Raw genomic sequence first — 13,180 nt, 5'->3', positions numbered from 1 at the left:
GGAAAGATTATGCGATCGCTTTTGACTTCCAACCTATGCCACCATTACCTGATGTGATTCACTTGGTGTAGCGACTTCTGGAACATCTGTCACGACTAAGTTCAAATTTGTGACTTGGTTTACCTTTTGAATCACTCTGTTCTCAAGAACCTGCAAATCTATTTCTTCAGTGTTTGTCCGAATCACTCTGTAAGTTGCCGGGTCGTAAATATTGCAAAATACAACAGTGCGATCGCCTGGATTCACCGTAATAGTTAACGGATTTTGCAACTGTTCTAAGCTTAATGCATCCAGGGAGCGTAACAAACTTCTAGAGAAGTGAGATTCCCTCCCAGAACGGATTACATAGGGTTTATCGGCTAATACTGATAAGTCGGTTTTGTAAGCAGATCCGAATTGTGTTTCAACTTTTTTATTACAATCTATCCCCGTAATTACACATGTTAATGCTTTCTCAGGAATAAAGATCTGACGATTATCCTCCGAAAGCATATACCAACAATAATCAGCCTCTCGGTTAACAAAAATATACTGAGGTCTAGGAATTGCACCGAACCCTAACTTGATATCCATATACTTCACCTCTGTTACAGTTGTGAATCGCTTTATAGTTATATTGCCCAAGCCGTGACATAAAAGTTATATCCAGAGAATATTGGACTTCAGACTTAACTCTTATTGGTTCATTTGTATTATAGCTTTCTAGCATATTTTTCCCCGTAGGGTGTGTGACGCTATGAGAATATTTGAACGTAGCAATCAGACTTGTCACGTCACGCACCATCTTTTATATGTGATACTAATTGAAAAAAAATTTGCCTTGGATTTTACTATTGGTGCATCCAAACGACAAAACTAGAAACAACTATAAATCATCATTCAGACCAAATATCTATGATTTGCAGCATTTTTTTCTCACCAATAGCTTTCTCTTGCCTTTTACCGCGCTTTAACTTCACTTTTTCTACAACATTGTTGAGAGATAAAAATTTCTGATTTTCTTGTCTATCACGAACCGATATAATTGCTTCAGCCTTTTTCTTTGCTTCTCCCTCACTAATTCCAGTATTAATTAATTTTTTTGTTAATTGCACCATGTCTGATTGATTAAACACTTCTAAAGGTGTCATTTTGTCAGTTAGTCTGGCTTTTATCTCTTTAATTTCTGACTCTAATCTCATCTTTTCTTTTGCTGATTCAACAAGTTGTTGAGTAATTTGCTCAAACCGAGATTCCAAGTTAGCAAACATTCTTGTAAAAGTGCTGATAATTTTGTCTGAATTGACATCATTACTCAATTCATATGAAGTTAAATTTGAATTACCAGCATATTCATCGCTTGATCTAAATATCTTTATTTGCTCAAGTAAAACTTCTTGATTCTCCTCATCAACAATATAAACACTAACCATTTCTCCTAATTTAAGATTTATTTCCCTAGCCCTAGCAGCAGCATAGTATTCAAAATCTCCCTGAATTACTTCGTAAGCTTGTAAGCCGGTTTTACGAACTACAATCGGGTTAATCAGTCCTTCCACTGCTAATATCTGTTGTGCAGCTTGTTCTATTTTTTCATGAAGAAAGTTTGAACGTGGAGTGTTGCAAGTAATTTTCTTAACTGCAACTAGTGATGTAGATAATTTCATTAATTCATTCCTATTTTAGTTAATACCTCTTTAGCTAATAGCTCAAATTCTTGAGATGAAATTGAATTTGGTTTGAAATCTAAAACAGAAATAGGATCGGCAATTTCCATATCACCCACAACAAGAACTTTTTCTGCACACTTTGCTAAATCATCACGTTCATATATCACTGTATCAAAAACATTCAAATCATATTTTTTAGATATTTTATCTATTCTACTTTTCAATGTAAATTGTACAAACTTACTATTCGTTGATATCTTACAAGGTAGAACACCAAGAATTTCTAATGGATTCATTTTGACCTGCTTTTTAAATGCATTAGCTTTCTTGATAAATTCTTTGACATTAGTCAACCCTTGATTAGCGAATGGTTTTAAATCTGATGGAATAATTAGGTAGTCTGAAGTATATAAGGCAATTCGTGCATATAAGTTTAAAGATGGTGGTGTATCAATCAAAACCACATCGTATTTATCTTTAACTTCATCCAGTTTTTGAATTAAAGCCAAATTAGTGTCTGCTAATTGCTGTAACTCATTCTCTTTTTTCATCAAATCAATATGTGCGGGAACTACATATATTTCAGGGTTACAAAAATCTGACTTTCTAGCCACTTCCGAAATCGGATAGAATTCTTCCGATTCTAATACTTGGAGAATATTAGAATATCTAATATCATCGTCTTCTTCATCATCAAATTTCACTAATCCAGTAGCAAAAGTTGTATTAGCTTGACTATCTAAATCGATTACTAAAACCCTTTTACCCTTTTTTCTCATAGCTGCTGCTAAATTAACAACAGTTGTGGTTTTACCGACACCACCTTTGTTATGGTAGACTGCAATTACTTTCATTATTTGTTTAGAAGTTGGTTTAGGTTTTATTATTATTTGTGTTGGCTCGACTGAATAGCTTCTTAGACTATCCCTAGCAATTAATTCCTTAATATCAGATATTTTTGTTTCTATTTCACTTCCCAAACATCGAAATAACAACTTAATATCATCTTGATCTTTCTCATAAATCCTGAGTTCCTTCCCGTTTGTTAGTAACCCATATCTAACATGCAACTTTGTCAAATAATATCGTAGCTTGATCAGATGATTATTTAAATTTTGTCTAGGATGCTTCGCTTCCATGACAACACCCAAAGGAGAGTTAGCATCTAAAACAAAAGGGATAACCTGTGCGGCAAATGCTAAAAAATCTAAGCGAATACTACCTACAGCAACCTCTTGATGCCATGTATCAGGAGTATATCCCAACTCTGGCAATAAATATTGCACGATGAGTTTGCTTTCAACCTCGCTTTCGTTGCGACAAAGTTCAGGATTGAATGACAATTCTTATACTCCTATAAAATTATCACTTTCCATTATGCCAATTAATTAGGTATCAATAGTTGATTTACTTTACTTAACTATTAGCAATTGTGATGAATATATTTATTTACTAGTGGTATAGCTTATAATTGCAGATGAATAAGGGATTAACACATCCTGATATTCATTTGCGTAGTATAACTAAAAAATTCATGAACCAATGTAGCAATTTTATCTAAAGTATCTTGGCGCAGGTTACATTGAAATCGAGAGTTTAAGATCCCCGACTTCTCCGAAAAGTCCGGGATCATATTCACGTTGACATAGCATCACTGCATAGTGCAGTATTCATTTGCTACAGGAAAATTACCAAAATCTCAAAATCACAAAAGCTTATAATTTTTGTAATAACTCCTGTGTCATTTGTTGAAAAGCTCTAGAACCAGAAGACTGAGGATTACTTAAAACTACAGGCATAAAACTATCAACAGCTTTCGCTACATTCATATCTACAGGTATTTGATTTTTAAAAACTTTTGCATCTCCAAAGTCTTGATATACTCGATTTAACACCTGTTTATAATATCGACCATTGAGAATATTATTACTAAACATTGTAAACACTATTCCCAACATTTTGATATCTATTTTTGCTTCATGCTCGTGACTATCTTTTAACTGGGCAATCCGCCTTTCTAGCAACTGAATACCCACTACAGAGAGAGGTTCTGGTTTGGCAGGAAGTAAATAAAAATCACTAGTTGCCAAAGCACTACGAGTCAATAAATTATATCCTGGAGCGCAATCCAAGATAATAAAATCATAATCATCACGAATTGGTTCTAAAATCTTCGCTAAGAGAATCCTTTCAAAACGATTCCAAACCGTTTCAAAATCTTTTTCACCCAAACTCATTGCTTGTTGATGCAGCAACTCTGATACTACAAACTCATCATACAAATCAATATCACCTGGTAACAAATTTAATCCCGGCAAGTTACAAACTTCAGTTTGAATAATATCTTGAATAGTATGTTTTTGTTTCTCTTCAGGGGTAATAACTCGATCTATCAAATGACGAAAAGTCTTACGTTGTTTGCGACGATTAGCAAAATCAACCGGAGACATCAAACTCAAGGTTGCACTAATTTGTGTATCTAAATCTAGCACCAACACCCGCTTACCATGATTCTTTGCTAAACAAGTTGCTAAATTCACAGTTACGGTAGTCTTGCCAACACCACCTTTCATATTTGCAGTCGCAATTACATATCCCATTGGTTAAAGCCTCGAATAACGCACTACCATCTAAGCAGTATTTTTAGCAATTTGATTGAATGCAAAAAATAAATTTAACAACATTGGGGGATCTAATTCCCCGTCCTCTACAGGCAGTCCGTTTTGGGGTGGCAGGTTTGCCCCCGTGGGATGATCCCGCAAAGCTGCCTTATCTTAACTACAATTTTCAACACCCACCTACCTATGCTCTGACTGATTTGAAATAATAGCTGAAATTTATAACAATATCTATCTTTTGGTAGATGATATGCATAAGTACAAGGAAACATCTTAGCAGAGAACCGCTACAGAGCTTAGAGGTTTCTTTGGTGCGTTACATCTATCTAAAATTTGCTGTAGTGAAAACATAAAAAATGACCCGCGAACTAACATTATTGTTGCGGGCAATTAGTATAAAATATTATAATCAAAATCTTCAAATTAAAACTGAAAATTTTAGATTCCAAATTCAAAACTTATATCCTCTTCCTTGCCAATAATACCAATCAGCAAGGGCTTCTCGTGTTTCATCATCAGTATCTAGCACAGTTAAATCACTTAAACGGGCAACTTCTACGTCTTCATCACTACCACCAACTTCGACAATTTCCACCAACATATCCCGTAGACACTCATCTTCGGATGCCATACCTAAAACCTCAACTTCCTTCTCCTTTGCGGTTGTTGAAGGTTTACGTCCTTTTTTGACCCATTTGGCGTTAAATGGAAAATTCAGCATATCATCCAAATAATAATACCAGCCCATAGCCCGATCTTCTTTGTCTTCGGCATCTACAAGTATTTCTTCTTTGATGCGATTTTCGCGGCTTTCATCAATTTCAACAGTGGACATAAAACCCCTTATCAAACTGGCAAAAAAATTACTTATCGTAAATCCTACTATGGTTATCCAAAATTTTGCTAATCTAAATCGATACTTAAGAGAGGAAAATTTGAGTCAAGGGTGTTATCCTACTTTGACTAAAAATAACTTGACAATGCAAAATAACAGAACATTGCATTATTGCGATATTCCTATTTCACATCTAGAATCCAAAATCTAAAATTATTATGAGTGTTATCGTCTTTGGTAGCATCAACATCGACTTAGTAGCAACAGCACCTAGGTTGCCAGTTGCAGGTGAAACGCTGCTGGGAGGCGAATTTTTTAAAGCCCCAGGTGGAAAGGGTGCAAACCAAGCTGTGGCAGTAGCGAGGTTAGGTATCCCAACCCATTTAGTTGGGCGTGTTGGGGCACATAGTTTTGGCAATGAACTTATTGATAGTCTTCAAGTTGCAGGTGTACGCACTGAAAATGTTTCTATCGAAGCTACGGTTAGTTCTGGGGTAGCTGTAATTATTGTGGGTGATGGTGGGGAAAATCAAATTATCGTCATTCCTGGTGCCAACGGGTATGTAGATAATGAAGATGTGGCAAGATTGTTACAGATTTTACCTACCGCTAAGGTTTTGCTATTGCAGCTAGAAGTTCCCATGTCTGCAATTGTTGCTGCTGCGAAGGCGGCACATAATTTAGGAGTCAAAGTTATTTTAGATCCTGCTCCCGTGCAATCAAATATACCTGATGAACTTTACCATCTGGTGGATATTATTACCCCAAACGAGGTGGAAGCTGGACAAATAGTCGGTTTTCCGGTTGTAGATGAAGATTCAGCAGCCCAAGCAACAAAAACTTTACTAGAAAAAGGAGTTAAATGTGCCATCGTCAAACTAGGTAGCAAAGGAGTATATTGTGGTACTCAAGATGAAAGTTTTTTTATTCCAGCCTTTACAGTTCAAGCAGTGGATACAACTGCGGCAGGAGATGCTTTTAATGGAGGTTTAGCAGCAGGACTTGCTGAAGATTTAAGTCTGCGAGAATGTGTGGTTTGGGGTGCGGCAGCAGGTGCTTTGGCAGCTATGAAACAGGGGGCACAGCCATCACTTCCTGATAGATTTATGTTTGATGCTTTTTTACAAGAGAGAGAAATCGGCAAAAATTAGCAGTCTCCAAACAAAAAGCCTGTAGGATGTAACAAACTCTTGCCTCAAAATTGGGGCGGGAGAGTTAATGATGATAATTGAATCATGCGATCGCTATAATTCACCAGCACTCTTTCCTTAACTAATGACAAAACAACTTGTTATCATGGATCATGACGGGGCAATTGATGATTACCTCGCTGTCATGCTATTAATGACAATGCCCCACATTGAAACCATGGGTATCATCGTGACTCCCGCTGACTGCTACATCCAACCCGCAGTGAGTGCGACTCGCAAAATATTAGATTTGATGGGATGTTCACATATCCCGGTTGCTGAAAGTACCCTGCGAGGAATTAATCCCTTTCCCCAACTTTACCGTCGTGATTCTTTTGTGGTTGATCATTTTCCCATTCTCAACCAAACTGAAACGATTCAAACAAAGTTACTCACAGAATCAGGTCAAGATTTTTTAGTAAGGGCGCTACAAACATCGCCGATACCTGTTACACTACTAATGACGGGACCATTAACAAATTTGGCTTATGCACTGGATACCGCACCAGAAATTGAAACGAAAATTCAGCGCTTAGTCTGGATGGGTGGTGCTTTAAATGTTCCTGGAAATGTGGAAAAAAATTGGGAACCAGGACAAGATGGCTCCGCAGAATGGAATTCATACTGGGATCCAATTGCTGTTGCTAGAGCCTGGGAAAGTTCAATAGAAATTGTGATGTGTTCTTTGGATATTACAAATCAAGTTCCTGTCACATCTGAATTTGTCAGAAAAATTGGTAAATATCATCGACACCCGGTTTCAGATTTGGCTGGACAATGTTATGCCTTAGTTATTCCTCAAGATTATTATGCTTGGGATGTTTTGGCTACAGCATATTTAGGACATCCCGAAGCCTTCAAATTAACAGAACTAGAAACAGAAATTATCACAACTGGAAAAAGTCAAGGCAGAACAAAAGTTATTGCAGGTGGCAGGAAAATTTTGGCGATGGATAAAGTTGATCAAAATTGGTTTTATGACTATATTTTACAGCAGTGGCAAAGGTGAAATAGTTAACACGTAAGTCCAGCTAACTCTGCTTTTAAAGATGGTGGTGTATACCCTAGTGCAAAAGCTTTGGAGCTATCTAATGATACATCAGTAGGTCGAGGTGCAGACATTTTTACATCCTGTTGACGGCAACTTGTTAAACTCGTGTTTGGTAGTTCTAAAACTTCCACCATCAATCTACCAAAATCATAGCGAGAAATGCGTTCTTTCCCACCTAAATGGATGATTCCCTGAGATTTTTTCAAAGCTATTAGAATTCCTTGAGCGGCAGTTTTGCCACTTACTGGTGTGCGAAACTCGTCAATAAATAAGTTTAATTCTTTTCCAGCTTTTAATGTGGCAATGAATCCCTGCATAAAACTCTTGGAAGTGGGAGTTGCAGCACCAAACATTAATGGCATTCTACATATAGAAATTTGCGGATATATCGCTAACATTTCTCGTTCTGCTAAAACTTTTTGTTCACCATAGATATTCACAGGGTTTACAGAATCACTTTCTTTATAAGGTGCATTTAAACCGTCAAAAACTAAATCGGTGGAAGTAAAAGCACAAGGAATTTGAGCGTCAGCACATAATCCTGCAATATTAGATGATGCAGTTACATTAATTGCCGCTGATTCTTGGGGATGGTTCTGGCAAAAATTTGGTTGCGATAGTGCTGCTGTATGGATAACCGCATCAGGATGAATGTCATGAAATAGTTGTTTTAATGCTTGAAAATCGGTTAAATCAACTTTTTGGAGTTTGATACCAGGAATTTCTGAATGATGCGAATAGTAAGTACCATAAACCTGCCATTCTTGTTGGGTAATCTGGCAAATATGCCAGCCTAAAAAACCGCTTGCACCAGTGATTAACAGCTTTTTCATTGGAAATGTAATAAGTAGATAGTAGATAGATTAAAAGAGGCAGGGAGCAGGGCTACGGTGTACCCACAAGTCCCATTAGCCCTTACCCTGGAAGGGTGCAAGAGTTTAGCAAAAGTCAATTTCAATGGACTAAAAACCAAAAATATTTAGTCATTTTGTAGATGATTTTAGCTATTACACCACAGTTTCAAAGGTTGCTAGACTTCAAAATTTGTAATCTTGGGCAACTTCATCCAATATCCTGGTTAAGGATACTCCCGCAGCTTCATAGGAAAAATTATCTTTAGCATATTGTTGAGCAGCTTTTCCTAGACGGTTGCGTAACTCTGCATCATTCCACAGGGTATCAATTGCCTCGGTTAAATCTTCTACGGATTCTGGTTCCACTAACCAACCTGTGACTCCATGTTGAATGTAGTCTTCGGCACCGTGACAGCGTGTAGCAATTACTGCTCGACCCATTTGCATGGCTTCCACGATTGTCACTTGTCCAGCTGCGGTAACTTTAGGGTTGGGAAGCAGGGGAATGACGTTGATCCGGGCTTCTTGAGCTAACTGCAAACATTCTACTTTACTTATACCCATGGGTGTTTGGACGTTGGGGGGAATGGTTAATCCTTCTAATGCACGTTTTCCGGATGCGACGACTGTGGGTAAACTAAGTTTGGATACTGCTTCAAATAACCTGGGGAAATCACGGTGGGCAGAACCTAGAGCCGTAACAAATGGCTCTGTAGTGTTTTCCGTGTGGGTGACGGTGATTTCTTTTTCGTGGAAGGGGACAAATTCAAATCGTTCTTTGGGAATCCCTAACCATTCATGGTAAATTTTGCATTCGTGGCGGGTATGAACGATAAAACGATCGATTTCATCTAAACTAGCTTGTGCCAGACTGCGGCGAATTCCACTAGAACAGGTGCCAACATTGAATAGCCACGCAACGAGGGGAAAGCGTTTGCGGGTAATTCGTCTTTGCATTCCCACCACTGCGGGGAGTTGGGGAAAAACTGTAATTACTCCTCCTCTGGTGGCTTTGACTGCATCTGCACCCTGTTGCCAATAGACTAACCAATCTTTGACTCCGGTGACGGCTGATTTTCGCTCGTGCCAGTTTTGTAGTGGTTCTCGACGAGGAATGATATCGAATTGGTGCTTTTCTTTACTGACGTAGGGGGCTAACCAATGTTCGTCTTTTTGGTTAATTTTATTGATGAAGGGAGCAGCAATTATCCAATGCATAGTTTGATTAAATTTAGTATTTTTAAAGTAAAACTTAACAATTTAGATGCTACCTGGTAGGGCAATTCTGTTGTTCACTTATGATACATGAGAAAATTCTCATTTTTATAAATTAATACACCTTTTAGGAATGCATATTAAATAAAATGCAAGTTTTGATTTTGTGGATCAGGCATCCTGAATGCATAATTAGATTAACAGGCAAGACTTCGGCGTGAGCGCTCAGTCGAACACTGCCCATTCCACAAGATATGTATATTAGATATCTCCGAAAAAATGTAGAGACGTACCAATGCTACGTCTCTACAAAGGTTCTGGATAACGCATAATTAATTTCTGGAGATGTCTATTATTTAATCGCTAATCCTTAGTTTTACTTTTTTTGAAAATTTCAAATCAGCTAAGTTGAGCGACAGATTGATTTTCCAATAAAGTTTCATTTGTCAGTAAGTCTTCCACGGTGATGCGGAGAAAACGTTGTGCGTCTACTTGGAAGTATATTTTAATGCGATCGCTTCCTGGAAATCCAGGAGGTTTTAAGTTAGCAATACTCCTTGCACCTTCTTTATCATTGAGGGGTTTGACTGTGGTGACTCCTCCATCAACTCGACGTGTAATTAGTCTATCTCCATCAAAATAAACTTCAGTTCCTCCGGTTTCTGCACCGAGTTCCCCCATGATTAATTCGATACAGGGTTGATTTTCCATGGATGCACCCAAAACCAATTCTGCTGGTTTGCTCATGGGGTATGGTTGACCTGCTTTAATGATGGGGTGCCAACTGTGACGGTTGTTGCGTCGATCCCAGTAACGCACACCATAGCTATGATATAGATAGTCTTTAACTTCCAAACCTTGGGTTAATTGTAAGGCACCTTGGGCTATTGCTTCAAAAGGGCGATCGCATTTGATTTTAGATGACGGAAAATGGTTGTTTACCCATTTTTGCACTGCGGGTAGTTGGGATGTTCCTCCAACTAAAAGTACGGAACTAATATCTGCTATTTGGATTTCTTGACGCTGTACTTGTTGATATATACTTTTAATAGCAATGTCTAGTTGTTGAAACAAACCCCGTTCTTTGAGGATATCTTCAAATTCCTCGCGGTTGAGTGCTAATTCGTAACTTTCAAAGGTTTCGTCGTTGAAATAGACTTCAGTTGCTTGGGTTTGGCTGGAAAGTTGAATTTTGAGCTTTTCTGCTAACCTGGTGGTGATGGGGTTAACTGGAATATTTTGGGTTTGCACAAAGTAATCCACTAACCAGTTATCAATATCGCTTCCACCGAGATTTTGTCCTGCTTTTGCCAAAACTCGCGCTGTTTTGACTTTCTGTTTGGAGGTTTCTGCAAGGGATTTATTGGCAAATTTTAGTAAGAAGCCTACAGGTTTACTATTTGCTTGTTGAAAACTCTGATCTAACCTTACCAAAGATAAATCTAAAGTTCCACCACCAAAGTCAATTACTAATAAAACTTCTTCACCAGTGATACCATAACCCAAAGCTGCTGCTGTTGGTTCATCCAGCATTCGCACTTCTTTAACTGCTAAATCTTCGCAGACAGTTCCCAACCAGTAGCGATAGACTTCAAAACTATCTACTGGAACAGTTAGTACTAAAGATTCTGATACTTCCTGGTAACTTGTAGCAAGTTGGGAAATTACCTCTTGGAGAAACCACTTCCCCACCATCTCAAAGCTGACGGTTTCCCCATCTAATTCTGGTAAAAACCCCTGGATATTGGCACCGATTCCCCGTTTAAAGCTGCGAAAGAAACGATTTTCCGAGGCTAAATCCAAACCGCGATCGCGTACTTGCTGTCCGAGGATAATTTTACCCTGTGCTGCGTCTTCAACATACACCAAACTGGGTATCAGCGGTGGATTTAAACTTTGTTGCAATGATAAACCCGGTAAAGTCAAAGTTTCTGCCTGTTGAGTAACGGGATTCCAACGGGCAACAACTGTATTACTAGTACCGAAATCTATAGCTATTGACATTGGTAATCAGGGTATATGTAGATTATTTTACAGCTAAATGAATCAATATAGATCCCCGACTTCTTGGAGAAGTAGGGGATCTGGAATGTTAAAATGGTCAGCAATGAAGCAAGTTGAAACCCATGCAAACTACAGAAAAAAACCTAAATCTACGTTTGTGGACGGTGGCAGAATACCATCGCATGGCTGAGGCTGGTATTCTGGAAGATGGTGAACGGGTGGAACTTTTGGAAGGGAAAATTATTTGGATGAGTGCGAAGGGAACAGCACATAGTTCAGCAGTGAGAAGAACTTATAAGTTGCTAGAAAAGTGTTTGGGAGATTTTGCATCTATTTCATCTCAAGATCCAATTACTTTAAATGATAAATCAGAACCTGAGCCTGATATATCAGTTGTGAAAATCGACCCTTTAGATTATGCAGATCACCATCCTACACCCAGCGAAGTCTATTTAATTATTGAAGTTGCCGATAGTAGCTTGAAGTTTGATTGTGAAACCAAGGGTAAAGCTTATTCAGAAGCCGGAATTTCTGACTATTGGGTTTTGGATGTGGTGAAACGACAATTATATGTGTTTCGAGAACCAACTTCCCAAGGTTATCAAAATCAAATAGTTTTAGATGCAGATGGGATAGTTTCACCTTTAGCATTTCCCAATTTCCAGATTCAGATTCAGCAAATGTTACCACCTTTGCTTGGTTAGAGATTTCAGAAACCCGGTTTTTCCATCACTCAGCATCACTATTTTGAATTTGATGATGAAAACCGGGTTTCTCTCGAAGACGAGAAGTCATGAAAAACCTAATTTCTGTGGTGACATTAGGAGATAAGGTTGTTGCGGGTTGATTTGTTTGCACAGGGAACCAGGTTTCTTGGAGTTCCTAGCGAATTTTCATACTCAAATCTAACCATTTAGATTGTGTAATGGGAGCGCTACTAGAAATATAATCTACACCAGTTTCGGCGACAGTGCGAATAGTTTCCAAAGTCACGTTTCCGGAAGCTTCGATTTTCACCCGATTATTTGCTGCACGAATGGTTTTTACAGCGACTTCCATCATTGCGGCAGACATATTATCCAGCATAATAATATCAGCTTGGTGTTCCAAAGCTTCTTGAACCTGTTCCAAAGATTCAGTTTCCACCTCTATAGTTAAAGGATACGGGATATGCGATCGCACTTTCCCTATAGCGGCACCTATTCCCCCTACGGCTGTAATATGATTATCTTTGAGCATCACTGCATCGTCTAATCCCATGCGGTGATTAATGGCACCTCCTAATTGGGTTGCATATTTCTCTAATATCCTTAATCCTGGTGTAGTTTTCCTGGTATCTACTAATTTGGCTGGTAAATCGGTGATTTTTTCTACATATTTTTGAGTCAAGCTAGAAATTCCACTCAAACCCATAACTAAATTTAGCGCTACTCTTTCCCCCATCAACAAAGCATCCAAAGATCCTTCTATTTCGGCAATTATTTGTCCAGGTTGACAATTTTCTCCTTCGGCAATGAGTGGGGCAAAGGTGACTTGGTTATTTAATAGGTAAAATACCCGTGCTGCAATTGGTAAACCTGCAATTACTCCTGGTGCTTTGGCAATCCATTCTGCTTTCTTTGGGATGGAGTTTGCTGATAGTAAAGATTGTGTTGTTCTGTCACCTCTACCAATATCTTCTAATAACCAAGATTGAATTAATGGATCTAAAATAATTGATGGAGGTAATATAGCTTTTTGCTTGGTCATAATTTGAGAATGTGT

13 protein-coding genes are annotated in these 13,180 nt (G+C 38.2%); 3 read left to right on the top strand and 10 right to left on the bottom strand.

Features of this window, described 5'->3' with window-relative positions; translation table 11 throughout:
• Positions 1 to 33 precede the first annotated feature (33 nt).
• From CAL6303_RS03165 to CAL6303_RS03145, 5 genes are all read right to left on the bottom strand, one after another.
• Positions 34 to 573: a hypothetical protein gene (locus CAL6303_RS03165; RefSeq protein WP_015196382.1), complete on the bottom strand. Its 540-nt coding sequence runs from the start codon at positions 571 to 573 to the stop codon at positions 34 to 36.
• A gap of 302 nt (positions 574 to 875) precedes the next feature.
• Positions 876 to 1,646, bottom strand: coding sequence for a ParB N-terminal domain-containing protein (locus CAL6303_RS03160; protein WP_015196380.1), 771 nt, complete (start codon positions 1,644 to 1,646; stop codon positions 876 to 878).
• The gene (locus CAL6303_RS03155; RefSeq protein WP_015196379.1) at positions 1,646 to 2,992 is read right to left on the bottom strand and encodes an AAA family ATPase; all 1,347 of its coding nucleotides are present in this window, start codon (positions 2,990 to 2,992) and stop codon (positions 1,646 to 1,648) included. The genes CAL6303_RS03160 and CAL6303_RS03155 overlap by 1 nt, the downstream gene beginning before the upstream one ends.
• A 372-nt stretch (positions 2,993 to 3,364) precedes the next feature.
• Complete coding sequence (locus CAL6303_RS03150) at positions 3,365 to 4,249, bottom strand: ParA family protein (RefSeq protein WP_015196378.1); 885 nt, start codon at positions 4,247 to 4,249, stop codon at positions 3,365 to 3,367.
• A 469-nt stretch (positions 4,250 to 4,718) separates the two neighbouring features.
• Positions 4,719 to 5,102, bottom strand: coding sequence for a calcium-binding protein (locus CAL6303_RS03145; protein ID WP_015196376.1), 384 nt, complete (start codon positions 5,100 to 5,102; stop codon positions 4,719 to 4,721).
• A gap of 218 nt (positions 5,103 to 5,320) precedes the next feature.
• Between CAL6303_RS03145 and rbsK the strand changes: the two genes are divergently transcribed.
• Positions 5,321 to 6,253, top strand: coding sequence for a ribokinase (rbsK, locus tag CAL6303_RS03140; protein ID WP_015196375.1), 933 nt, complete (start codon positions 5,321 to 5,323; stop codon positions 6,251 to 6,253).
• A gap of 124 nt (positions 6,254 to 6,377) precedes the next feature.
• Positions 6,378 to 7,301: a nucleoside hydrolase gene (locus CAL6303_RS03135; RefSeq protein ID WP_015196374.1), complete on the top strand. Its 924-nt coding sequence runs from the start codon at positions 6,378 to 6,380 to the stop codon at positions 7,299 to 7,301.
• 5 nt (positions 7,302 to 7,306) lie between these two features.
• On the opposite strand, the gene CAL6303_RS03130 is transcribed toward CAL6303_RS03135, so the two are convergent.
• The 3 genes from CAL6303_RS03130 to CAL6303_RS03120 all read right to left on the bottom strand — a co-directional run bounded on the left by CAL6303_RS03130 (position 7,307) and on the right by CAL6303_RS03120 (position 11,416).
• On the bottom strand, positions 7,307 to 8,176 hold the full coding sequence (locus tag CAL6303_RS03130) for an SDR family oxidoreductase (RefSeq protein WP_015196373.1): 870 nt from the start codon (positions 8,174 to 8,176) through the stop codon (positions 7,307 to 7,309).
• 204 nt (positions 8,177 to 8,380) lie between these two features.
• A complete protein-coding gene (locus CAL6303_RS03125) occupies positions 8,381 to 9,415 on the bottom strand; it encodes a glycosyltransferase family 4 protein (RefSeq protein ID WP_015196372.1) in 1,035 nt (344 codons plus the stop codon).
• 396 nt (positions 9,416 to 9,811) lie between these two features.
• Positions 9,812 to 11,416, bottom strand: a complete 1,605-nt coding sequence (locus tag CAL6303_RS03120; RefSeq protein ID WP_015196371.1) for an Hsp70 family protein — start codon at positions 11,414 to 11,416, stop codon at positions 9,812 to 9,814.
• A 122-nt stretch (positions 11,417 to 11,538) separates the two neighbouring features.
• On the opposite strand from CAL6303_RS03120, the gene CAL6303_RS03115 reads away from it, so the two are divergent.
• Positions 11,539 to 12,120: a Uma2 family endonuclease gene (locus CAL6303_RS03115; RefSeq protein WP_015196370.1), complete on the top strand. Its 582-nt coding sequence runs from the start codon at positions 11,539 to 11,541 to the stop codon at positions 12,118 to 12,120.
• Between the two features lie 25 nt (positions 12,121 to 12,145).
• Here the strand turns inward: CAL6303_RS03115 and CAL6303_RS31360 are convergent, their stop codons facing one another.
• Both CAL6303_RS31360 and nadC read right to left on the bottom strand, forming a co-directional pair.
• A complete protein-coding gene (locus CAL6303_RS31360; protein ID WP_255348444.1) occupies positions 12,146 to 12,274 on the bottom strand; it encodes a hypothetical protein in 129 nt (42 codons plus the stop codon).
• Positions 12,275 to 12,298: 24 nt separating this feature from the next.
• The gene (gene nadC / locus CAL6303_RS03110) at positions 12,299 to 13,165 is read right to left on the bottom strand and encodes a carboxylating nicotinate-nucleotide diphosphorylase (protein WP_015196369.1); all 867 of its coding nucleotides are present in this window, start codon (positions 13,163 to 13,165) and stop codon (positions 12,299 to 12,301) included.
• Positions 13,166 to 13,180: the final 15 nt, after the last annotated feature.

The organism is Calothrix sp. PCC 6303 (genome assembly GCF_000317435.1).
Lineage (GTDB): Bacteria > Cyanobacteriota > Cyanobacteriia > Cyanobacteriales > Nostocaceae > PCC-6303.
The sequence above is the reverse complement of the archived record's forward strand: the minus strand, read 5'-3'. Positions and strand labels throughout refer to the sequence as shown.